The sequence below is a fragment of the Paraphotobacterium marinum genome, assembly GCF_002216855.1.
Lineage (GTDB): Bacteria > Pseudomonadota > Gammaproteobacteria > Enterobacterales > Vibrionaceae > Paraphotobacterium > Paraphotobacterium marinum.
This window is the reverse complement of sequence record NZ_CP022356.1, coordinates 585,605-607,132: the sequence shown is the minus strand read 5'-3', so window position 1 is coordinate 607,132 and position 21,528 is coordinate 585,605. Positions and strand designations below refer to the sequence as shown.

The following is a 21,528-nucleotide window of genomic DNA, read 5'->3' as shown; positions in this document are numbered from 1 at the left end:
TAGGTTAGGAGTAATGGAATTAATAAATGTAATAAGATTGGGTATTTTAAGTAATACCCTTGAACAAGAAAGTTTTGGACAAGCTTGTAAGTTATATTCACTATCTAAATATGAATTGATAGGGATCCTTACAGAGCTTGAAAAAAATTTAAATTTAAAGTTATTTATTGGCGATATTGAATATCTATCTTTAACACAATCTGCAAAAGATATAATGGATGACTTCAATAAAATGAATGACGAATTAAATAAACAAATTCATAACTACTTATAAATCTAAACATAAATCAATCAAAAAGGCGACATAGATAATGTTGTTCTTTTTTTTTACTTGATCACATCCTAATTTTTTTTTATAAATAACTCATTAGTGATTAAATTGAGAAGTACAATTCTTGAAATATCTTGATGATTTAAATATTTTCGGTTGTATTGTCCGATATGGTAATTTTGCAGAAGCGTCTAAAAGATTAGGAATTCCTGCACCAACATTAACCAGAAGAATTCAGTCATTAGAAGATGTTTTGGATGTGCGTCTTTTTAATCGAAATGCTAGAAAACTTGTATTAACGGATGCAGGACATAAGTTTTATCAAAAGTGTTCTCCTTTAATTGATGAAATCTTGTTACAAACTGAAAATATCTCAAATGAAAATGAGAACCACGGAGGCCAGTTGAAGGTGGCTTGTCCACAAAATTTCATTAACTTTGGTTTCCAAAAGTTTTTCTCAAATTTTCTCAAACATAATCCAGATATTGACTTATATATCGAGACATCTACGGCTCCAGATGAACTCAATGCTGAGGATTGGGATGTATTCATTACTCCAGTTGAAATGAATTTGAATAATGTCTCATTTAAGAAATTAGGTCAAATAACGGATATATTAGTCGCTTCGCCTCAATTTCTTTCAGATTCTTTTGACATTACCAAACCTGAAGATCTTGATGGTTGTGATTTATTAAAAGGTAAGCCTCTAGTGGACTGGAAGATATATAATGGCCCACAATTTTATGAAAACACTTCGACTCCTAAACTATTAATTAATGAATTGATGGCTGTAAAACAAGCTTGTTTAGCAGGTTTAGGTATTACTTTAATACCCAACGTATTTGTTGAAAAGGAAATTCATAAGGGAACTTTAGTCCATGTGCTGCCTGAATGGGCTTCTAAACCAAGAGATGTTTATATTGTCTATAAGGACAGAATTCAACAGTCTAAAAAATTAAATATTTTTATTGATGCTTTAATGGATCATGGTTTTAAATTTTAACTACATTGATAAATCTTAAGAAAAGTTTGAGTTATATCTTTTTTACTTTATTCAAATTGATACTAAAATAAAATTATTGTTAATTTCAATTTAGGTCTAATAGAATGTCTTGCTCATCTAACTCCCCATATCCAAGAACGTTTTCTCACATTGGAATTTCAGTGCCAGATCTTGAAAAAGCTGTGAAGTTTTATACTGAAGTTTTAGGTTGGTATCTTATCATGAAACCTACGACTATTACTGAAGATGATTCTGCTATTGGTGAAATGTGTACGGACGTATTTGGAGCAGGTTGGGACAAATTCAGAATTGCTCATTTATCAACTGGAGATCGAGTAGGCGTTGAAATATTTGAATTTAAAAATCAGCAAAATCCTGATAATAATTTTGAATACTGGAAAACGGGTATCTTCCACTTTTGTGTTCAAGATCCTAATGTTGAAGCATTAGCTGATAAGATTGTGGAGGCTGGCGGAAAAAAAAGAATGGATAAACCCAGATATTATTATCCGGGTGAAAAACCGTATCGCATGATATATATGGAAGATCCTTTCGGTAATATTTTAGAAATTTATAGCCACAGTTACGAACTAATTTATTCAAGTGGCGCTTATGATTGATAATTAAACATTTTAATCAAAGTTATAAATTTCTGATTTGATAAAACTTACAATTTTTCCCATATGCTATTTTTTCTTCAATAAATTGCATATTGCAACTTTCCATCACGCTAATTGATCCTATATGATCAGATGGGGCTAATGCTATGATATTTTTGGTTGTAAGATTTTTTTTAGCCCATTGTAAACAAAATTGTAAGGACTCTGATGCAAAACCTTGTCTCCAAAACTTTTTATGCAAAACATATCCAACCTCAACTTGTTCTTCTAATAAACCAAATCCACATCGACCTATAAACTCATTGGTTTTTGAACAAAACATAAGGAAAATGGGTAGATTATGCTTATGATAACAGTCTAGGTAGAATTCATGTCTCTCTTGAGTCCGTTTTTCAGATAAAGTGCCATGCGGAAAAAATTTCATCACATCTGGATCTGAACTCAGTGAATACAAATATTTAAAATCATCTTTAGTTAAAATTCTATATTTTAATCTAGAAGAGCACAGTGATTTACTTGGTGTTTCGCTTTGGGGTTGTGGTTTAAAATTGTTAACTTTTAACTTTTCACTAGTCATTAATTGCTCTCCAATACTTTAAATTTTATGAATAAAACTTAACATAAAGATAATTTGATTTATAGTTTTTTAATTTTAAAGTCTATATGAAATTTATTTTGAATAAAATATTGTTTCATTTTAATTAACCCCGTTAAATCAAAAGAAAATAAATAGATACCTCTTATGTTTATAAAAAAATAAAACTATGATTTAAGCATCTAAAATGATGACTAAGTAATATTTAATACAATAAAATGAACCTTTAGGAAAAAGAGGCTTTAGATAAGTGTTAGAATTTTTTTATTTTTACATGTTTGTCTAAATAACATTTTGAAGACATCAACCTTGAAGGCTTCTTTAGATAAATTTCAAAACTTTGAATAATTACAATTTGTTAAAGGAGTTATAATCCAATTTAACAACAAAAGTTTATTGTGATAGCCATTTTATAATAATTGGAACATTATTTTTTTAAATAGCAATATCTGTCATGTATTCATTCCATTTTTATTATATGATTTTTTTAAATAAAAATAATTATCAAGGAATATTACTGTATGTCATTAATCAATATGCTCGATTTTGAAAACACAATACAACGTCATGAATCTGCTATAGGAACTATTACAAGGTTTCAGGGGACAGTTTTATCAGAAGATTTAGAAAATAGATTTAAAGAAATTATACACTTAAATCCATGGATTGGCTCAAGGCTGATTGAATCTTCTGAAGGTAAGCTAATGTTTGAAGTACCAAATTCAATAGATGATATATCACCATATTTAAAAATATATGATATTAAAAACTTATTAAATAATAAAGCAAATATTGATGAGCTGTTAGATACAATAATAAATGAAAAAAATTCTAATCTAATAAAAAGTTATATATATTACCAACAGAGCAATGTATTAATAAGGATGTACCTCTAATCAAATTTAGTTTTGTATTTGATAATGAAGCCGAAGAGTTTGCTATGATTTATTCCATGAATCACACAGTTGGTGATGGCGCAAGTTATTATAAATTGTTCAAAATGATGAGTTTAGATGAAGAAATACAGTCATTAAATTTTGATAGAAAACATGAATTCTCAGAAGTAGAATTATCATTCTCTGAATCACAAAACAAAGCAAAAGAACAAGAGCAAAAGAAAAAAAACGGTTTTAGAAAAGTGATTAATTTAGATTTGATACAGAAAATTAAAGAAAAAAATAATGCTGCTTGTGGAGATCGTTGGGTTTCAACGCATGATATAATAACTTCAATGCTCTTTAATTCTTTAAAAGCTGATCAATTAATGTATGCCATTAACACCAGGCCTCATTTATCTTATTTGGATGATCATGATGTGGGAAACTATGTTGATGCAATTATTATTGATTCAAGTGATGAAATTACAGCAAAAGATATTCGTCAATCAATAAATGACTACAAATCTGGTCTGCACGTTAAAAGTGATAAATTGAAAAATAGTAATGGTGCTACTAAAACTGCGTTGTTGACCAGTTGGGTTCAAAATTATAAAACTTTAATTTTAGGCGCTAATTGTAAACAAAATTTTCACTTACCCCTCGTCCCAAGTAATTTGCAGGGAAAAGCTATAGGTGGCGTAGATCATTTGTGCGTCCTTTTTTGTTTAAATGAATCGACATGGATGTTAGTTGGATTGACAACCAATACTAATTGGTTAGAAAATAATCCTTTGTTTTTAAATTAATAAACTAAACTGTATATTTTCATAAATAAAGCTTTAAAAGTTATCATTTACAAATTGGTATACAGATATGTGTAATTAGTTTTGTTTCATCTACGTCAAGAGGACTGTTTAGATGCTCAATTAAAATTTGATCATTCATTTTATTCCACCCAGAATGAGGCAGCCAATCAACTAAGAAAAATGTTATGGCATGGAGGAACCCATAAATGTCTCTTTGTCCTTCATATTTTATTACCGCATAGGTTCCTCCAGGAATTTTTTCTGAATAAATACCTAGATTGTTAGATGATATGTTTCCATTATAGGGTAAAGCTAGTTTGCATTGATAGTCATCTTGATCTGTTTCAAAGGGATTTGAAGAGGGTATACTAATAGGCATCAGCAATTTTTTTTTGTCAGCCGTACTCATTATTTTATTTTTTGTAATCCAAGAGAATAATTTGTCAAAACTTTTAATTGTTTGAAGATAATCACCATAATGTGTAATCATTGCACATGGCCTATCAGGGTATTTTTTTATCGTGATGTTATAGTTATTAGTTTGACTAGGAATACTGAAATTAAATTTTGGTCCCCAACTTGACCAGTTTGGGTTATTTCTAAAATCCTTTGGTGATTGCCCAAATAACTTTGTAAAAGATCTCGAAAAGGATTCAGGATTCTCAAAACCTGCAGATAAGGCAATATCTATAATTTTAAGATCTTTTACATATACTAATTGCATCGAAGCGCGTCTCATTCGAGAAAACTGTTTATAACGTCTAGGGGATACACCAACTATAGATGTAAACACACGTTGGAAATGAAACTTTGAGATATTAGCCCTATGACTTAACTCGTCTAAAGAATAACTTTTCTCTGGATGTTTATCTAAGAAATCACAGATTAGTCTCACTTTATCTTCAATACGTTTATCTTTCATATACTTTTATTATTAAAAACTCAAAAATTATAAATTGAGGTTTTGATATAAGGATTTTATCTAAACCTCCAATGCATTAGAATTTATCAAACATTGAACCTTTAGTTGGAAAAAATATCTTTTCATAATAACGAATTGCATAATTATCAGTCATTCCAGAAATAAAATCTGCAATTATTCTATCTTTTTGTTGCTCATTATCCATATTAGGTAAAATTTTGTTTTGTGTTTTTTCTGGTAAAAAGCGTAAAGGTTCATTTTTTAATAAATCAAATAATTCAAGAATTAACTTTTGTCCCTTAAATTCAACTTGTTGGACATTCAGGCTACAAATAACTTTTTTAAAAATCATTTCACTAAGATGATCTTTTAAAGCATTTACTAATTTGGGAAGCTGTATATTTAATCTCAAAAGAGGATCTTCGCAACCAGAAGTGTTTTCGCAAAATTCGATTTGACTGATCAAAAAATGAATAATGGTTCCCGTTGCTTTTTTTCGTTTGTAACTTCTATCGTGAAAAAGTTCATGTGTAATATCGTCGAATGATAGGTTATAAGTATAAAAGGCACTTTCAAGTAATGTTTTAAACTCGGCTTCATAAGTGCTTAAAGAAAAAAAGATATCCAGTCGTCTTTTCTAATTAACCCAAGCGAGATAGCATCCTCTAAATCATGGAGACTATAAGCAATTTCATCAGATATATCCATAATGCTACAATCTAAAGACTTAAAGCAGGAGCTAAAATGAGGATTCTTATCATTTGGTTTATGAGAGATCTTTAAAAATCTTTCTTTATCATCGCTTGTTACATCATCAAGGATGAAATCAACAACAGATTGCTCACTATCGAAATAGCACTTAGGTGGGATTGCATTTTCTTTTTTAAATAACCATTTAGGATTGGGTGTATTTTGTTCTTTATAAATAGCTTCATTCACAGCTTTACTATATGAAATAGGGTATTTTAAGGTACCTAATAATGTTCTACGAGTCGGATTTAAACCATTATGTGGCGTATATTTTTCAAGTTTGCTCAAAATACGAAGTGTTTGTGCATTTCCCTCAAAACCACCACTATTTTTCATGCAATAATTCAAGGCATATTCACCACCATGTCCAAATGGAGGGTGTCCAATATCATGTGCTAAACAGATAGAAGTGATTAAAGATGGTGATGGCAGTAATTCATTATATTGTTTTTTATGTTGAAGAAAATTTATGATCCCTCTACCAATTTGGGCGACTTCCATCGAATGCGTTAAGCGAGTTCTGTAGATGTCACTCTCACCCATACTAAAGATTTGGGTTTTGGATTGAAGTCGTCTAAATGCCGCTGAATGAATAATACGAGCTTCATCTCTTTCATATTCTGTTCTATGATCTGTAGCTCTTTTTTTATCCTCTCTAATTCTTTTTTGCCAGCTATTTAAGTCCATAGATGCCTCCAAACGATTTTAACTAGTCTTTTGCGAGTGAAAATTTAAGCCACCTTTTCGACATTGCGACCCATTTATCTAATTTAATGAAAATAACCTTTGAATATGAATGTATAATGAAAATAAATAAACCAGTAATTATTATTTTCTATAACTTATCTTTTCAAAAATATTGAAGGAGATTATTATGAATAAAGTCAATATAACTAATAATTTCATGAAAGTAAAAGAGATTCTATTTGAATGGGGCTATAAAACGAATGATATCAAAAATTTACTTTCTTTAGATGATCATCAACTTAAATTATTAGAGAATAGTTCAGGACAACTTTTTCACAATATGATGTTATTTCAAAATAAGTGTTCCTGGATTTTAAATATTGATAAGATGCTTGATATATGTTTGAAAAATACGTCTAAAAAAGATTACTTATGTGAAAAAAAGAATGGCATTTATGATGAGGCACCAATAACCATTCTAAACCAAGGTAATATTCATGATTTAAAATGGTTTTATCATAATTTATGTGTTAAATCGACCAATTTAAAAGACCACATCCATAAAAAACTTAATTCATAATATTTATTGTGTAAGTGCCATCTGACTCTTTTTTTTCTTAGATGGCTTAACGACTAAATAAACACCTAAAATTGTAGTGAATATTGCAATGGATGTTAAAAGAGTAATATTTTGATCAAAAACAATCCATGACTCTAAAGTAGTTAAAGCAGGAACAATTAAAAGAAGAGATGCTACCGTTGTTGCAGAGTATTTTTTAAGTAGGTGAATCAACAGAGCCCATGAAAAAATGTTAATGACTAATCCTTGCCAAATAATAATACTTACTGACTTTATATCAAAATGGACCATTAAATGACCATATAGAGATAGACCTAAGATTGAAAATAATATGACAGAAACAAAAAATTGCCAAAAGAGGGCACATACAGGATGATGGTTAGATCCCATCTTTTTTTGATAAATCGTTCCAATTGTGAAGCTAAAAAGCCCCAGTAAATTAAATAAAAAGCCTACTAATAAAAAAGCATGATTTTTTGAATGAGGACTGACCAGTATAAAAGTAATGGAAATAAAGCCAACAATCATCCCTAGAATTTGCTTTAAAGTCATTTTTTCTTGAAAAATCATAAACCCAATTACTGCAGTCAATATAGGCTGAATTCCCATAATCAAGGATGTTAAACCAGGTGAAAATCCATTTTTAATAGATAAAAACATGCCTGCAATTCCAGCTGAAAAAAAGATTCCTGTTATGAATTGATGCAAAACTTCTTTACGGGTTAGTTTTGGTAATTTTAATACAAAATAAAGTGTAAATAGAATTAAAAATGCTGTTAAATAGCGAAAAAATAATAACTGAAAGGGGAGCATGTAACCTAAACCAATTTTGGTTGTTATAAATCCAGTACTCCAAAGAAAAATGAAAGTAAAAAATAAACTAAAAGTTTTATAAGCTGAAATTTGATTCATATAGAGTGACCTTTTCCTTATATTTTTGTAACTTTCTTAGAAAGACGTTTAAAGTATGTTAATGTAGATAATTATGCTAAATTATAAAAAACACCCAAAATAATAAAAGATACAGTTTTTTTAATAAATATGGGTACAGTTTATAAGTTATTTAAAATTCAAATTATTTATTTGATTGATTTTAGTTTCATAAGAATAATTTACGAGGACAAAAAAGGTCAGATAAGTGACATTTAAAGACAATATGCCATTAAAATAGATTTTTATTGGTACATCGGATAGTCCAAGTTTATTCAATAAATTTTGCATTATGTGTTTGTTGTTTTACTCAAAAATCTGGAGGGATTATGTTTAAATATCAGAAACTATTTGAGTCAATGGAGCAGCAGATTATCTCTGGCTATTATAAATATGGTGAAAAAATTCCATCTATTAGAATGATATCTGAGAAAACAAACTTAAGTAAAAATACCGTTATAAATGCATTATTAAAACTTCAAGACTACGGATATATTGAGGGTTTTGAAAAATCAGGTTTTACGGTTTCTTTTTTAAATCATAAATCTAATTCTAAAGAAATGTTAAAACCAATTGAAATCAAGGCTGGAAAAAGCTTTTTGGAAATCATGTCAGCCACTTCTGAAAAAATGATTAACTTAGGCTCAGTTCACCCAGATACCAGCTATCCAACTGTAAAACAGTTTTTTCATATAATGAATCAGAATACTAAACGATTAAGCAACAATCACTATTCAGGTTATACCAGTCCGCCAGGAGAGATGAAATTAAGATCAGAAATAGCTAAAGAGTTACTATTACAAAATGTCCAAGTACCCATTGATGAGGTTATAATCACAAATGGAGCAACTGAGGCCATAGCCACCGCTTTAATGTCTATGACGACTAAAGGAGATGTAATAGCAATCCCCAACCCTTGCTTTTTTGGATATATTAATATAGCTAAAGCCCTAGACCTCAAAATACTGGGTATTCCAATGGACTGTTTTCAAGGGATACACATAAATATTCTTGAAAAATATCTCGAAAACTGGCCCATAAAGGCTATATTACTTACGCCTAATTTTAGCAATCCTTTACCATGTATAATGTCAGACTCTCATAAGAAAAAGTTAGTAAGTCTTTCTCAAAAATTCGATGTTCCAATTATTGAAGTCGATGTTTTTGGACAATTGTATTTTAATAATAAGTCGCCATTATTATTAAAATCATTAAACCCAGATAATGTAATATATATAAGTTCAATGTCTAAAGTATTTCATCCTGATATAAGACTAGGCTGGTGTTGTCCAGGAAAGTATTTGGATAAAATAAGGTTTATGAAATTAAATTTTTCTATTGCAACACCATTATTAATTCAGCTATCTGTTGCAGAATTTATGAATAAAAGATTATATTTGCGACACTTAAAGATTCTTAGAAAAAGTTATCAAACAAAGTTGGATTGTGTCATAACCTTGATTCGTAGTTACTGGCCTAAGGATATTAAGTATATTATGCCAAAAGGTGGGGCGTGCCTCTGGATTGAATTACCAGAATATATCTCAGTGATAGATTTGTGTAAAAAATCAAAGGAAAAAAATATTCTGGTTGTTCCTGGTTCCTTATTTACAATTGATGATTCCTTTCAAAATTGCATTAAAATTAGTTACTCTGGTTTCCAAGATACGAAAAAATATCATGATGCATATAAGTTTATTGGAAAATATCTTGAGGAAAAGTCATCTAATGGAAGATCATAGAAAAACACTTAGTCTTTGATCCATTTATTTTGAATGGCTATTTTTAATTTTTCATTAAGGTAAACCCATAATTTAGGAGCAATTTCCTTTAAAATTTGATTTCTCGCTAATATTTGGTCTCGAGAAATATTATATTTTTTCCAAGTACCCCCAAAATTTTCTATATTTTGAATGGCTGGCAAAATTCTATCAATCGCTTTTGCACATTTAGCTTCATTTGTTTTACCTTCTTCAAATTCTAGCCAAAGTGATTCAAAATGAGTACTTTGCTCATCAGGTAAGAGGCCAAAAATACGGTGAGCTGCTTTTTTTTCATTTTGAGCTTGTTCTTCTGAATAATATTTTGAATTAAAGGCGAAGGTGTCACCAGCATCTATTTCAACAATATCGTGAATTAGTAACATTTTAGTTACTTTTTCTGTTGAAATTTCTATTTCAAAATAAGGAAATAAAACTTGAGCAGTTAATGCGGCATGCCATGAATGTTCAGCACTATTTTCTCTTCTTTCATTAGATAATAATGCTGTTTGTCTTAAAATTGATTTTAATTGGTCAACTTCTGATATAAATGAAATTTGTTTACTTAAGTCGTTCATAATAGTTACTAATGTTATTTGTATAGTTTAATTTAAAAAAAAAATAAAAAAATTCAATTATATTAATGAAATAAGACAAAAAACATATTATATTTTTAATATCAATCAAATCTATTATTTGTTTTAATCATGAGTTTATCTATTGTATTTTATTGTTTATATTTTATCAGCTTTGCGATAGTTGGTCATGGGGTCGATAACAATAAAAGAATTCCCAAATTAGAAAATATTCTTGAAAACAAAGAACTATCAGAGCATTTGTATTCAGAAATTAATGTGTGCCTGAAAAACTACCCAAACAAAAATTATGAATATCTTAAAGTGATGAAAAATGAAATACGAGATAATTTTAATTTTGAGGAACAGGATAATCAGTTAAGCAAAAAAAAAAATTGGTGCCGCTTCTTGTAACAAACTAAATTTGAAATATCGTAAAATATTAATTAATAACTTCAAAAGGCAATATAATACGAGAAAATAATGTTGTATGTTTTTAATGTCGGAAAAATCATTTCTGTGCATTAACTTATCGCAGTTTTGGTTTATTAAGAAGTGGAAAGAGTTGTTATACTCTTCTTGAACTATTACATTGTACCAATTAATATAAATGGAAATTTTCATAAAAAAAAATTTATACATAATTTCTATTAATCAAAAATCATTAGGTCGAGAGTGGAATGATTTAATTAACTTTATATAGACAAAAAAAGATCTATATAAAAATAAAAGCTATTGGTCTTTTGAAATAATTAGTGTATTTAATATAAATTTAGCTCTGTCTTTAACTGACAATCTTGGTACTTCTATTAATCTATATTTAAATTCTTTATATGCACTTACTATTTCTTTATAGGTTGCTATAGCATCATCAAAGTCTTGTTTTCGTTCATCATCATTTAAATAAATTGACTTCCATGGTGGAAAAATAAATACATTTTTGTTGTATAATAACTCCTCACAGCTTTTCAGCAATGTTTCGGATATTTTTATGCTCTCAAGCTGACTGTATCCGTAAGAGTCTATAATACCTCTATCAAAAAAGGTAATATCTTTATAATTACAAAGTTTATAATTGTTTATATCCATCGATACCATTAAGTCACGGAATGACTTTTTGTTTTTCCATGGCAAAGAGGTACTATTTATTTTCATTTGCTGTTGAATTATTTTGCGACCAGATTCAGGAACACTTTTATAACCCAAAGATTCTAAATAGGCTATTGTTGTGGTTTTTCCAGAGCCTGGACCACCTGTAAAAATAATTTTATGATTCAATTTTTTTCTCCTTAGATTGATAGTGAGTAGATTGAATAAAGTTTTATGATTAAAGTAATTTTAAAAGTGCTAATATTAACTATTTTCAAAAAGTATGGGTTTTACTGAGAAACATATATAGGCATGTTTTGCAATGATATAAAGAAGAGTAGATGATACTTTCATGCCCTAGAATATTAAGTTTTATTTCATCAAATTATTGTATGAATATATGTAAAAAAAATGAGTTACACTGATAGTGATTTTAGGGTTAGGGTTAGGGTTTTGTAAATATGAACGTAGTGAAAAAAAGATCGCAATTTTTTAAGAATGCAAAAGATCTATTATAAAATTTAGATCTTTTACGTGTTACTTTAAAAACATACTTATCTGTGATGATGTCTTTTTACAACATATCTTGAATTATAACAATTGTGTTTACCGTAACAACTTCTTGTTTTGTATATTATTCGATTTCCTTTTCTTTTTGTTTTCCACTTATAGAAGTCATGTTTGCCCCATTTTACTTTTCCCTTATTAATTACTCTTCCGTGATGATGGCCATGTCCATTACCATGCCAATGACCATGACCATGACCATGACCATGACCATGACCGGGGTGTGCGCTTGCTAAAGTTGGAATAGACAAAAAGGCAAGCATAGTTAAACTGATAATTATTTTTTTCATTTGGATAACTCCTATTTCTTATTATGTTTGAAATTTTAGTAAGAAAAAGAAATATGAGCAATAAGCTTTACTATGTTTTACAATCTTGACAAATATTTACAGTTTATTTAGTTATTGCAATTAGATATATGTTTAAGGTTATCTTTTATGTAATCAGAATTATTCTTTAAGGTAAGAGTTAAGATATTTTGCGCCCACTCTGGTAAATCTGAATTGATCTTATAGTATACCCATTTACCTTTTCGGTTATCCGTAACCAGTTTACATTTTCGTAATTCGGCTAAATGTCTTGATATTTTGGGTTGTTCAACTTGCAGAGCATTTGTTAAATCACAAACACAGACCTCACCAAGATTGGATATGATTAAAAGAGATTTTAACCTTGTGTCATCAGCTAAACATTTAAAAAAAATTCGTGGATTCATAAAAAATTTATCTTCAATTATTGAAGAAAACCATTAAAGGTTTTCTTCTAAGTATTTTTCTGCATCTAATGCCGCTTTACAGCCTGTACCCGCTGAGGTGATGGCTTGTCTATAAACATTATCCATTACATCTCCTGCAGCAAAAATACCTGGGATGTTCGTCTGCGTTTCATTTTTATTTTGTCCAGATTGAACTTTGATATAACCCTCGTTCAAAGTAAGCTGGTTTTCAAATATTTTTGTGTTTGGTTGATGACCAATTGCAATAAATACACCATAGACAGGAATATTTTTGATTGTTTCACTCGTAGTACTTTTTATGTCTATACTTGTAACACCAAAGTCATCTCCCAGAACTTCTTCTAGTGTATTATTAGTATGCAGCTCTATTTTATTCTGGGCTACTTTAGCCATAATTCGATCTTGTATAATTTTCTCTGCTCTAAATGTATCTCTTCTATGAACCAAATGTACTTTTGAGGCGATATTCGACAAGTAAAGTGCTTCTTCAAGGGCAGTATTTCCACCACCAATAACAGCGACTTCTTTATTTTTATAAAAAAATCCATCACATGTTGCGCAGGCAGAAACACCTTTCCCTTTAAATTTTTCTTCGGAAGGCAACCCCAAATATTTTGCACTTGAACCGGTACTTATTATTAAAGAATCACAGGTATAAGTTGTGTTTTGTCCTTTAAGAGTAAAAGGGCGTTCTTTTAAATTACAACTTTCAATATGATCATTGACGATGGAAAGATCGAACATTTCAGCATGTTTTTTCATTTGCTCCATTAACAATGGTCCTGTTAAATCCATACCGCCCGGCCAATTTTCAACATCGGTTGTAGTTGTAAGTTGACCGCCAGGTTCTTGACCTGAAATTAACATTGGTTTTAAATTTGCTCGACTAGCATAAATTGCTGCTGTGTATCCAGCTGGACCGGAGCCCAAAATTAAAAGTTTACTATGTATTATTTTGCTCATAATTTGGTGCGTTTAGCTATTTCAATTCTCAATACCTATAAAGTATCATAAAAATGTTTTGAAATCCTTTATATTTAAAATTATTACACATTATTATATTTATGTTTTTTGGTATTTAAATTTAAATTATTTTTAACCAGATACTAATTATGTATATTATCAATCCTATTGCAAACGCTTACATATTTTATATCCAACAAATAAACCCAAACCGAATATAGAATGAGAAAAAAAGACTAACCAGCGAATAAATTCTGGATTTGGCGTTGAAGATGCAAAATATCCTCCTCCCATAACAGGCATCATCACTGTAAAAGGAACAATCATTAAAAACCAGCCAAATAAAATTGAAATACTAAATATTGCTAAATTTGAATGAGACTTTTTTGAAAATTTTAATGCAATAAGAAAAAATAAAGAGACCAATATACCTGTCAGGTAGTGAGAGATCCATCCTAAGGCTAACTCATATTTTATAGGGATTAATTGAGGAATATTGTGGAAAATCATGTCTCCTTTAATGAGATAACCAATCCAGCGACCCAGTAAATTCATATTTATTGGATCGTGAATATTAAAAGTAAAATTAAGTATGATAGAGTAAAGATCAAAAATTATAGTTGCAATGATTCCAATAAAGATACTAAGTATTAATATTGAGCGTATATTATTAAAAGCTATATTTTCAAACTTTAGCATATGTTGTTCCTTTAGGTATAAGGTCTCTAATTTTAAATGCGTAAAATATCAGACTTTTATCTGATATTTCCCCGACTATTTTAAGACAAGGAATTGTCATTGTTCGAGTGTTTTCATATTGTTTACTTAAACTTTCTAAAGTTTTTTTATGTTTTTTACCCCCATGTCAATCCAACTTATATTTTTTCTTGATTCACTCTTTTACTCAGACATTCGACACTTTCGACTCTCTCGGAGTATCTATCAGTTAAAAATTCTTTGTGTTGTGAAAGTAAAATTGTAAATTTCATTAATTCCTCCATAACATCCACTAATCTATTATAAAAGGGGGTTCGAGTCATTCTATTTTGCTCAAATTTTAGAAAGGCCTTCTCAATTGAAGACTGGTTTGGAATAGTAAACATTCTCATCCATCGACCGAGAATCCGCATCTGATTTAATGTATTAAAAGATTGAGAGCCACCTGAAATTTGAACGAGTGCCAACGTTTTTCCTTGAGTTGGTCTAACACCACCAATGTTTAGTGGAACCCAGTCAATTTGGTTCTTAAAAACACTTGTCATACCTCCATGTTGTTCAGGGCTACACCATACCTGACCATCTGACCACGTCATAAGCTCTCTTAATTTCTCTGCTTCTGGATGACTGGAAACATCTTTATTAAAAACAGGTAAATTATGAGGATTAAAAATTTTTGTTTCAGCACCTAGGTAGTTTAAAATAAGCTGAGCTTCTTTAGTAACCAAATAACTGTAAGAGCCTTTTCTTAAGGAGCCATACAATAGGAGTATTTTAGGTTTTTTTATTTCTGTTTTAGTTATATTAGTATTAAGGTACATTAAAGATTGCTTGTTATCTAAAGGTGATGGTAATTTTGTGTAATCTAAACTTGGCATTATTTGACTTGGAATTTGCTGTAAAATACTGTTTGATATTTGTTCTGGGCTTTGACCTTCATAGATACATTTCAAAATATATTTAACTCTTTTTTCTATGATACTAATGGTGTTAACAAAAGCTTGTTCTTTTTCTAAGGAAGATGTGTTTAGGGCAGAAGGATCTTCTAAGGACCAGTTAATTTTTATTGCGTTATTATAAATAATTGGACAAGGCTCCTTACTAGCTTGATCACAAACTGTAATCACTAAATCAGGTGTAAAATCTTTTACATCATCAAAAGATTTACTCTTTAAATTTTCAAAATTATATCCAGCTTTTTCTAAAAAATTAATCGTATCTGGATGTACCTTTCCTGATGGGTTGCTTCCACAACTTTTTGCTAAAATTTTTCCTTGTCCTAATTTATTAGCGATTGCTTCAGATAAAATACTTCGACATCGATTGTGCGAGCATACAAATAATAGTTTCATGAAAAATTTACCTTATATATGAAAAACCATATATATGTTTTAACGTATATGTTAAGGGATGTCAAACACAAAAGTTAAATTATTTTGTTACTTAAATTATGGTGGGAATGGAGCGTAGAGTATATTTATTAAAAAAGACCTTTAAAAAGGTCTTTTTTTGAAGATTGTAACAACAAGATAATTTTAATTGCGTAACCATGGTTTGTGATGCGTTACGTATCTTGATGTTGAGCATCCATTTCCTCTAGTGCAAAATTTAGCTTTATGAACCCATTTGTGTTTACCAACTTTTTCAGTTTCCCACTTCATGTGACCGCCATGCCACTTAACTTTTCCATGATTCCACTCTTTATGGTTATTATGGCCATGATTATGACCATGAGCGCTTGCTAATGTGGGTAATGCTGTTAGTGCAACAATACTTAGTCCTAAAATAATTTTTTCATAATGTCCTCCTTTAAATTATGAATCTATTATCCACAAATAAAAAACGTAGTTCAATTACATTTACAAATATTTACATTAGTATATTTTTATTTTGTTATGATATAATATATCAAAAATTCAAAAGATAGTGTATGCAGTTAAATAATTCTTCTTTTACATCATCAAGTGAAGATGTCATGAACTTAACCGATATTTATCAAAAAGATTGTAATCTTGCTATTTGGAAAAGAAAACCTTCTGATGACATCACACGCTATATTGAGCAATTTATCCATCAAGGCTCTAACTTTAGAGATGTCAAACGAGTGATTTCTGTTGATAAAGCAAAAGACAGTATAGAAAATCTATTCCCAGATTTTAGTGGGAAAGAATATTTTATAAAAGACTTATCTTTGATTATTGAGATGTTTGGATATTTATTTGAGCTGAAAGATGTCGGATTAAGATGTAATGTTATCCATAAGACTATGTGTCCTAACTTTCATGTAGATCGCGTTCCTTGTCGGTTGATTTTGACATATTATGGAGAGGGTACAGAATACTTATCAAACTCAAGTCGTTTCGATAATATTGATGTGATACAACAAATAAACGAATCTGAAGACAGGCAAGTTCCAAAAAAATATGAAAGTTATATCAATCAAATCAATAATAATGATGTTGCTTTATTAAAGGGAACCCTCTGGGATTCAAATTATGAAAATGCGGTTATCCACCGCTCTCCCGTCAATCACACAATATCTAGAATGGTGATGACATTAGATTTCGTTTAATAGGTACTTATAATTTTTTGTTATATGCTAAGATTCAATCCTTATAAAAAATTTGTTAGAATTATTTTAAGTAAACTTTGAAGAGATATGTGTTTTGAATAATAAAAAGCTCTATGATTTTTCTATCCGCTTACTGTCAAAAAGAGATTATTCATCAGGTGAGCTTAAAAAGAAATTGCTCCATGAAGCTCTTCCTGAAGAAGAAGTGGATACAGTTATTCAACTTTTAATGGAGCATCGTTATTTAAATGATCAACGATTGATTGATAGCTTAATCAAAAAAAATCTCAGTAAATTACATGGATTAACACGTATTAAGCAAGAGCTAAAGAAAAAAGAATTAGATCCATTTCTAGTAGAAGAGTCCATTCAAAAGTTAGATATTGATTGGCTTGATATTTGTTCACAATCAAAAGTTACTAAATTTGGTGAGAAACTCCCTAAAGAGCAAAAAGAAAAAGCAAAAATTATACGATATTTACAATATCGAGGTCATGCTATGTCTGATATTTTTGAAATTATTTCAAGTTAAAAGGTTGCAAAAGATTATTTATAATTGAATTTTTTTGGTTTACTTTCAAAAGGTAAGTAGATTTTAGTAAAAAAGTCTTCCACAGATTTTAGTTCTCTCTATAAAAGGTTTTTCTGAACTGATTTTTAAAATGATTCTTTAAATCATTCCATAAAAAAACATGTATATTTAAAATCTACTAAATATTATGTCAAAGCATTAAGCTTTTATTATTTTTAGATCTTTCTAATTATAAAAAGTAATACGTAGTTAATAAATCTAACTCTTTTTATTTAAAAATAAACTAATTGTTCTTCTATTTGTTTTAATTCATGTTTGTTATATATTCCATGCTCATTTTTAAATTCTGTAAATAATTGATTAATTTTATTAGATGAAAGAGCATTTTTAATTGAAATTGAGTTTTTATCATTGATAAAACAAGATTTTGCATTATCTTGTTCTTGAAAAAAGAAGTGTTTATTTAGAGAAGAAAAGGTTAATACTTTTAGAGTCTTTAATTTATCTAATAAGCATTCAATACGATTATAAATTAAATAATTTAAACGTATGTTGCCGTCATAACAATCGACTAGAAATATATTACCGCGATCTTGAAAAATGGCAAAACTACAATACTGGTTCTTTTTTAAGTAAATATTAGCAAAAATCATAATCATCCTTAATATTGATTTTTATTTGATTCTTTTAAATTATAAAGTTTACAGAGATATTTATACAATAATTATTAATGAAATTATAGATTTTAATATAAAAATATAAGTGTTAACTCACACCTTCATAATAGAATATAGAAAATAATTTTGATTAGTTCTGTTGACATTAACGTTACGTTAACTTTTAAAATGGTAAGGAATACTTCTAGTAAATAAGGGTTCCAATATAAATATGAAATCACTTTTAAAATCAAATAATCCAGTTCATATATCTAGTGTTAAAGAAAAAAAACCACAAAACTTTATCCTTTCCATTCTTTTGATAACATTAGTAATTGATATAATGGGAGTAGGGTTAGTGCTACCGTTAGTGCCTGATTTAGTTTTGAATAATAATAGTCATATTTTTTTTGACGCTTCTGTTAATCAAGATACCCGAACTATATATTATGCTTTAATTATGGGGTTTTGGCCCTTAGGGATATTTATTGGAAGCACATTATTAGGACGATTATCCGATATTTGGGGAAGAAAAAAACTTATTTACTTTTCAATAATGGGGGTTGCTTTAAGTTATTTTTTATCTGTTTATGCAATATATTTAGGTAATATAAATTTATTTATATTTAGTCGCCTAACACTTGGTTTCATGGGAGGCGTCAATGGTTTGGTGAGAGCTGCAATTGCAGATATAGCTCATTCAAAAGAGTTGAAAGCAAAATATATTGGTTATGCAACATTAGCTATATTAACAGGTATAATTATTGGACCTTCTTTGTCTACTTTGATTGGTCAGCTATCTGGAAATGATGTACTTATGAAAGTTGTTGCCCCTTTTTTGATTGCAGGGATTATTTCATTATTAAGTTTCATCACTATATTTATGCTTTATCAAGATACCTTTCAAGTATTAAAGAAACAAAAACAGAAATTAAATTTTTTTGATATTCTTTTTAGTTTTAGGGTACTATTCATAGATAAAAGGATCTATTTATTAGTCATAGCTTTTTTATTGCTAAGAATGGGAGACGGCCTTGTATTGGAAAGCTTACCTTTAATATTATCCGAGAAGTTTCATGTATCACAGACTATTATAGGTATCGTTTTTATTATACAATCTGCTGGCTTAATTATCTCTCAATTAAAGATATTACCGCTTTTAAAAAATATTTCACTTAAAAAAATCACATCAATAAGTAGTTTGGTTATACCGATTTTGTTTGCGGTCTTGTGTTTATTCCCGTCTGTGCCGCTTATATTTATAATAATATTTGTATATGGAATATTTGGATTATTATTAAATGTTAATTTAGTAGTTTGGTTGTCAAACAAAGTAAATGATGATGAACAAGGAATGATTATGGGAGGAACTGGTTCGTTGGTTGGCTTGTCTATGGCGGTTGATTCAGTTTTGTTGACGCCCTTAACAAATATTAATATGTTAGGCCCAATATATATAGTAATAATTTTTTATTTGCTTAGTTGCTTCATAATCTTTAATTTAAAAAAAGAGAATAGATAATATTAAATGTGTTATTTCCTTATTTTTCATTTAAGAACAAATATGATGTAGGGACTTACTTCATTACCTTATTAGATTAAACACGTCTTATATTAAAATAAAGGAAATAGTTTTAATAAATTCTATTATTATCAAAATTAATCTTAATAATAATTTTAAATTTGATTCCTTTGAGTTATAAAGTTTCTTTAGGAAGTCGAACTACAAAGATAAATGAAAGCATAGGTTTGAATATAATGTTTAATTGGTGATACGTTTGTAAAAGAACTGAAAATATAATTTATTCTGTTCTTGTACTTTTGTCCTTATTTAACATTATACCTAGTGTTAAGGTGAAAAAACAAAATTCAATGAGCATTTAAATATTAAAAAAATATAAGTGCCAATACACTTCAAAGAAGAACAGAAAAAATAATTTTATTTGCTCTGTTGAGCTTGACGTTGCGTTTAACTTTTAAAATGATAAGAAATACAACAATAAAATAAGGACTCAAATATAAATATGAAATCACTTATAAAATCAAATAATCCAGTTCATATGTCTAGCGTTAAAGAAAAAAAATCACCTAAGTTTATTCTTTCCATTCTTCTTATAACATTAGTGATTGATGTAATGGGAGTTGGGTTAGTACTACCATTAATGCCTGATTTGGTTTTAAATAAGAGTAGTCATATTTTTTTTGAAGCTTCTGTTAATCAAGATACCCGAACTATATATTATGCTTTAATTATGGGGTTTTGGCCCTTAGGGATATTTATTGGAAGCACATTATTAGGACGATTATCCGATATTTGGGGAAGAAAAAAACTCATTTACTTTTCAATAATGGGGGTTGCTTTAAGTTATTTTTTATCTGTTTATGCAATATATTTAGGTAATATAAATTTATTTATATTTAGTCGCCTAACACTTGGTTTCATGGGAGGCGTCAATGGTTTGGTGAGAGCTGCAATTGCAGATATAGCTCATTCAAAAGAGTTGAAAGCAAAATATATTGGTTACGCAACATTAGCTATGTTAATAGGTTTCATTATAGGACCATCTTTAACCACTTTAATTGGTCAGTTATTTGGTAGTGATGTGTTTATGAAAGTTGTTGTTCCTTTTTTGATTGCAGGGATAGTTTCAATGTTGAGCTTCATTACAATTTTTTTGTTTTATCAAGATACCTTTCAAGTATTGAAGAAACAAACTCAAAAATTAAACATTTTTGATATTCTTTTTAGTTTTAGAGTTTTGTTTATAGATAAAAGAATATATTTATTAGTTATAGCTTTTTTATTAGCCCAATTGGGAAGCGGACTAGTCATAGAGAGCTTACCTTTAATATTATCCGAGAAGTTTCATGTATCTCAAACTGTTATAGGTATGACCTTTACTGTAAATGCGATTGGTTTAATTCTTTCCCAATTAAAAATATTACCACTTTTAAAAAATATTTCACTTAAACAAATAACTTCCATAAGTAGTTTGGTCATAACTATTTTGTTTGTGTTTTTGAGTATATTCGCTTCCGTGCCGTCTATATTTGTAATAATTTTTGTTTTTGCGATTTTTTCACTGTTATTAATTGTCAATTTAATAGTTTGGTTATCAAACAGGGTAAATGATGATGAACAAGGAATGATTATGGGTGGTACTAGTTCATTGTTTGGGTTATCTATGGCAATTGATTCTGTCTTATTGACCCCTTTGACAAACATTCATATATTAGGTCCAATATATCTAATCGCAATATGTTATTTTGTAACATACCTTATAATTATAAAATTAAAAAAATAATATTAACCTATATT

At 28.9% G+C, this 21,528-nt stretch carries 25 protein-coding genes; 12 read left to right on the top strand and 13 right to left on the bottom strand.

Translation table 11 applies throughout. The annotated features are described in order from the left end of the window. The first annotated feature begins 13 nt into the window (after nt 1-13). From CF386_RS09950 to CF386_RS09940, 3 genes are all read left to right on the top strand, one after another. Nucleotides 14-274, top strand: coding sequence for a hypothetical protein (locus tag CF386_RS09950; protein ID WP_089074283.1), 261 nt, complete (start codon nt 14-16; stop codon nt 272-274). Nucleotides 275-395: 121 nt separating this feature from the next. Then, nucleotides 396-1,274 (top strand): LysR family transcriptional regulator, encoded by an 879-nt coding sequence (locus tag CF386_RS09945; protein WP_089074282.1) that lies wholly within the window; start codon nt 396-398, stop codon nt 1,272-1,274. Between the two features lie 104 nt (nt 1,275-1,378). Continuing rightward, nucleotides 1,379-1,894, top strand: a complete 516-nt coding sequence (locus tag CF386_RS09940) for a lactoylglutathione lyase family protein (RefSeq protein ID WP_089074281.1) — start codon at nt 1,379-1,381, stop codon at nt 1,892-1,894. Nucleotides 1,895-1,916: 22 nt separating this feature from the next. Here the strand turns inward: CF386_RS09940 and CF386_RS09935 are convergent, their stop codons facing one another. Further along, entirely contained in the window at nt 1,917-2,471 is a 555-nt protein-coding gene (locus tag CF386_RS09935) for a GNAT family N-acetyltransferase (RefSeq protein WP_089074280.1), read from the bottom strand. 539 nt (nt 2,472-3,010) lie between these two features. On the opposite strand from CF386_RS09935, the gene CF386_RS09930 reads away from it, so the two are divergent. Together CF386_RS09930 and CF386_RS09925 are read left to right on the top strand one after the other, a co-directional pair. Further along, nucleotides 3,011-3,385, top strand: a complete 375-nt coding sequence (locus tag CF386_RS09930) for a hypothetical protein (protein WP_089074279.1) — start codon at nt 3,011-3,013, stop codon at nt 3,383-3,385. 44 nt (nt 3,386-3,429) lie between these two features. Further along, nucleotides 3,430-4,173 (top strand): hypothetical protein, encoded by a 744-nt coding sequence (locus tag CF386_RS09925; protein WP_089074278.1) that lies wholly within the window; start codon nt 3,430-3,432, stop codon nt 4,171-4,173. A 43-nt stretch (nt 4,174-4,216) separates the two neighbouring features. Here the strand turns inward: CF386_RS09925 and CF386_RS09920 are convergent, their stop codons facing one another. From CF386_RS09920 to CF386_RS13170, 3 genes are all read right to left on the bottom strand, one after another. Then, on the bottom strand, nt 4,217-5,095 hold the full coding sequence (locus tag CF386_RS09920) for an AraC family transcriptional regulator (RefSeq protein ID WP_089074277.1): 879 nt from the start codon (nt 5,093-5,095) through the stop codon (nt 4,217-4,219). Nucleotides 5,096-5,171: 76 nt separating this feature from the next. Next, the gene (locus CF386_RS13175) at nt 5,172-5,561 is read right to left on the bottom strand and encodes a hypothetical protein (protein WP_225971762.1); all 390 of its coding nucleotides are present in this window, start codon (nt 5,559-5,561) and stop codon (nt 5,172-5,174) included. A gap of 140 nt (nt 5,562-5,701) precedes the next feature. Next, nucleotides 5,702-6,532 carry an anti-phage deoxyguanosine triphosphatase gene (locus tag CF386_RS13170; protein ID WP_225971761.1) on the bottom strand — a complete coding sequence of 277 codons (831 nt, stop codon included), beginning with the start codon at nt 6,530-6,532 and terminating at the stop codon, nt 5,702-5,704. 187 nt (nt 6,533-6,719) lie between these two features. On the opposite strand from CF386_RS13170, the gene CF386_RS09910 reads away from it, so the two are divergent. Beyond that, nucleotides 6,720-7,112 (top strand): hypothetical protein, encoded by a 393-nt coding sequence (locus CF386_RS09910; RefSeq protein ID WP_089074276.1) that lies wholly within the window; start codon nt 6,720-6,722, stop codon nt 7,110-7,112. 3 nt (nt 7,113-7,115) lie between these two features. Here the strand turns inward: CF386_RS09910 and CF386_RS09905 are convergent, their stop codons facing one another. Then, nucleotides 7,116-8,024: a DMT family transporter gene (locus CF386_RS09905; protein WP_089074275.1), complete on the bottom strand. Its 909-nt coding sequence runs from the start codon at nt 8,022-8,024 to the stop codon at nt 7,116-7,118. 347 nt (nt 8,025-8,371) lie between these two features. On the opposite strand from CF386_RS09905, the gene CF386_RS09900 reads away from it, so the two are divergent. Further along, entirely contained in the window at nt 8,372-9,784 is a 1,413-nt protein-coding gene (locus CF386_RS09900) for an aminotransferase-like domain-containing protein (protein ID WP_089074274.1), read from the top strand. A gap of 8 nt (nt 9,785-9,792) precedes the next feature. Here CF386_RS09900 and CF386_RS09895 read toward each other — a convergent pair whose 3' ends face one another. Further along, nucleotides 9,793-10,380 carry an HD domain-containing protein gene (locus CF386_RS09895; protein WP_089074273.1) on the bottom strand — a complete coding sequence of 196 codons (588 nt, stop codon included), beginning with the start codon at nt 10,378-10,380 and terminating at the stop codon, nt 9,793-9,795. A gap of 129 nt (nt 10,381-10,509) precedes the next feature. Here CF386_RS09895 and CF386_RS09890 point away from each other — a divergent pair, with 129 nt between their 5' ends. Next, nucleotides 10,510-10,791, top strand: a complete 282-nt coding sequence (locus CF386_RS09890) for a hypothetical protein (protein ID WP_089074272.1) — start codon at nt 10,510-10,512, stop codon at nt 10,789-10,791. 318 nt (nt 10,792-11,109) lie between these two features. Here CF386_RS09890 and CF386_RS09885 read toward each other — a convergent pair whose 3' ends face one another. From CF386_RS09885 to arsH, 6 genes are all read right to left on the bottom strand, one after another. Then, nucleotides 11,110-11,655 (bottom strand): AAA family ATPase, encoded by a 546-nt coding sequence (locus CF386_RS09885; protein WP_089074271.1) that lies wholly within the window; start codon nt 11,653-11,655, stop codon nt 11,110-11,112. A 365-nt stretch (nt 11,656-12,020) separates the two neighbouring features. Then, nucleotides 12,021-12,323, bottom strand: a complete 303-nt coding sequence (locus CF386_RS09880; RefSeq protein ID WP_089074270.1) for a hypothetical protein — start codon at nt 12,321-12,323, stop codon at nt 12,021-12,023. 107 nt (nt 12,324-12,430) lie between these two features. Further along, nucleotides 12,431-12,748, bottom strand: a complete 318-nt coding sequence (locus tag CF386_RS09875) for a metalloregulator ArsR/SmtB family transcription factor (protein WP_089074269.1) — start codon at nt 12,746-12,748, stop codon at nt 12,431-12,433. A 33-nt stretch (nt 12,749-12,781) separates the two neighbouring features. Beyond that, nucleotides 12,782-13,732 carry a thioredoxin-disulfide reductase gene (gene trxB, locus CF386_RS09870; RefSeq protein ID WP_089074268.1) on the bottom strand — a complete coding sequence of 317 codons (951 nt, stop codon included), beginning with the start codon at nt 13,730-13,732 and terminating at the stop codon, nt 12,782-12,784. 165 nt (nt 13,733-13,897) lie between these two features. After that, nucleotides 13,898-14,431 carry a DUF2938 family protein gene (locus tag CF386_RS09865; protein WP_089074267.1) on the bottom strand — a complete coding sequence of 178 codons (534 nt, stop codon included), beginning with the start codon at nt 14,429-14,431 and terminating at the stop codon, nt 13,898-13,900. Between the two features lie 176 nt (nt 14,432-14,607). Next, nucleotides 14,608-15,801 carry an arsenical resistance protein ArsH gene (arsH, locus tag CF386_RS13785; protein ID WP_089074266.1) on the bottom strand — a complete coding sequence of 398 codons (1,194 nt, stop codon included), beginning with the start codon at nt 15,799-15,801 and terminating at the stop codon, nt 14,608-14,610. 578 nt (nt 15,802-16,379) lie between these two features. On the opposite strand from arsH, the gene CF386_RS09855 reads away from it, so the two are divergent. Both CF386_RS09855 and CF386_RS09850 read left to right on the top strand, forming a co-directional pair. Next, nucleotides 16,380-17,021, top strand: a complete 642-nt coding sequence (locus CF386_RS09855) for a DUF1826 domain-containing protein (RefSeq protein WP_089074265.1) — start codon at nt 16,380-16,382, stop codon at nt 17,019-17,021. Nucleotides 17,022-17,115: 94 nt separating this feature from the next. Further along, a complete protein-coding gene (locus tag CF386_RS09850) occupies nt 17,116-17,553 on the top strand; it encodes a regulatory protein RecX (protein WP_089074264.1) in 438 nt (145 codons plus the stop codon). Nucleotides 17,554-17,825: 272 nt separating this feature from the next. On the opposite strand, the gene CF386_RS09845 is transcribed toward CF386_RS09850, so the two are convergent. After that, the gene (locus tag CF386_RS09845; protein WP_089074263.1) at nt 17,826-18,206 is read right to left on the bottom strand and encodes a hypothetical protein; all 381 of its coding nucleotides are present in this window, start codon (nt 18,204-18,206) and stop codon (nt 17,826-17,828) included. Nucleotides 18,207-18,441: 235 nt separating this feature from the next. Here CF386_RS09845 and CF386_RS09840 point away from each other — a divergent pair, with 235 nt between their 5' ends. Both CF386_RS09840 and CF386_RS09835 read left to right on the top strand, forming a co-directional pair. After that, the gene (locus CF386_RS09840; protein ID WP_089074262.1) at nt 18,442-19,731 is read left to right on the top strand and encodes an MFS transporter; all 1,290 of its coding nucleotides are present in this window, start codon (nt 18,442-18,444) and stop codon (nt 19,729-19,731) included. Nucleotides 19,732-20,233: 502 nt separating this feature from the next. Beyond that, entirely contained in the window at nt 20,234-21,514 is a 1,281-nt protein-coding gene (locus tag CF386_RS09835) for an MFS transporter (RefSeq protein WP_089074261.1), read from the top strand. Nucleotides 21,515-21,528: the final 14 nt, after the last annotated feature.

What these genes read in the sequence shown, in the direction of transcription:
- CF386_RS09950 (WP_089074283.1), top strand. Translation starts at nt 14, where the DNA reads ATGGAATTAATAAATGTAATAAGATTGGGTATTTTAAGTAATACCCTT.
- CF386_RS09940 (WP_089074281.1), top strand. Translation starts at nt 1,379, where the DNA reads ATGTCTTGCTCATCTAACTCCCCATATCCAAGAACGTTTTCTCACATT.
- CF386_RS09935 (WP_089074280.1), bottom strand. Translation starts at nt 2,471, where the DNA reads ATGACTAGTGAAAAGTTAAAAGTTAACAATTTTAAACCACAACCCCAA.
- CF386_RS09930 (WP_089074279.1), top strand. Translation starts at nt 3,011, where the DNA reads ATGTCATTAATCAATATGCTCGATTTTGAAAACACAATACAACGTCAT.
- CF386_RS09925 (WP_089074278.1), top strand. Translation starts at nt 3,430, where the DNA reads ATGATTTATTCCATGAATCACACAGTTGGTGATGGCGCAAGTTATTAT.
- CF386_RS09920 (WP_089074277.1), bottom strand. Translation starts at nt 5,095, where the DNA reads ATGAAAGATAAACGTATTGAAGATAAAGTGAGACTAATCTGTGATTTC.
- CF386_RS13170 (WP_225971761.1), bottom strand. Translation starts at nt 6,532, where the DNA reads ATGGACTTAAATAGCTGGCAAAAAAGAATTAGAGAGGATAAAAAAAGA.
- CF386_RS09910 (WP_089074276.1), top strand. Translation starts at nt 6,720, where the DNA reads ATGAATAAAGTCAATATAACTAATAATTTCATGAAAGTAAAAGAGATT.
- CF386_RS09905 (WP_089074275.1), bottom strand. Translation starts at nt 8,024, where the DNA reads ATGAATCAAATTTCAGCTTATAAAACTTTTAGTTTATTTTTTACTTTC.
- CF386_RS09900 (WP_089074274.1), top strand. Translation starts at nt 8,372, where the DNA reads ATGTTTAAATATCAGAAACTATTTGAGTCAATGGAGCAGCAGATTATC.
- CF386_RS09895 (WP_089074273.1), bottom strand. Translation starts at nt 10,380, where the DNA reads ATGAACGACTTAAGTAAACAAATTTCATTTATATCAGAAGTTGACCAA.
- CF386_RS09890 (WP_089074272.1), top strand. Translation starts at nt 10,510, where the DNA reads ATGAGTTTATCTATTGTATTTTATTGTTTATATTTTATCAGCTTTGCG.
- CF386_RS09880 (WP_089074270.1), bottom strand. Translation starts at nt 12,323, where the DNA reads ATGAAAAAAATAATTATCAGTTTAACTATGCTTGCCTTTTTGTCTATT.
- CF386_RS09875 (WP_089074269.1), bottom strand. Translation starts at nt 12,748, where the DNA reads ATGAATCCACGAATTTTTTTTAAATGTTTAGCTGATGACACAAGGTTA.
- trxB (WP_089074268.1), bottom strand. Translation starts at nt 13,732, where the DNA reads ATGAGCAAAATAATACATAGTAAACTTTTAATTTTGGGCTCCGGTCCA.
- CF386_RS09865 (WP_089074267.1), bottom strand. Translation starts at nt 14,431, where the DNA reads ATGCTAAAGTTTGAAAATATAGCTTTTAATAATATACGCTCAATATTA.
- arsH (WP_089074266.1), bottom strand. Translation starts at nt 15,801, where the DNA reads ATGAAACTATTATTTGTATGCTCGCACAATCGATGTCGAAGTATTTTA.
- CF386_RS09855 (WP_089074265.1), top strand. Translation starts at nt 16,380, where the DNA reads ATGCAGTTAAATAATTCTTCTTTTACATCATCAAGTGAAGATGTCATG.
- CF386_RS09845 (WP_089074263.1), bottom strand. Translation starts at nt 18,206, where the DNA reads ATGATTTTTGCTAATATTTACTTAAAAAAGAACCAGTATTGTAGTTTT.
- CF386_RS09840 (WP_089074262.1), top strand. Translation starts at nt 18,442, where the DNA reads ATGAAATCACTTTTAAAATCAAATAATCCAGTTCATATATCTAGTGTT.
- CF386_RS09835 (WP_089074261.1), top strand. Translation starts at nt 20,234, where the DNA reads ATGAAATCACTTATAAAATCAAATAATCCAGTTCATATGTCTAGCGTT.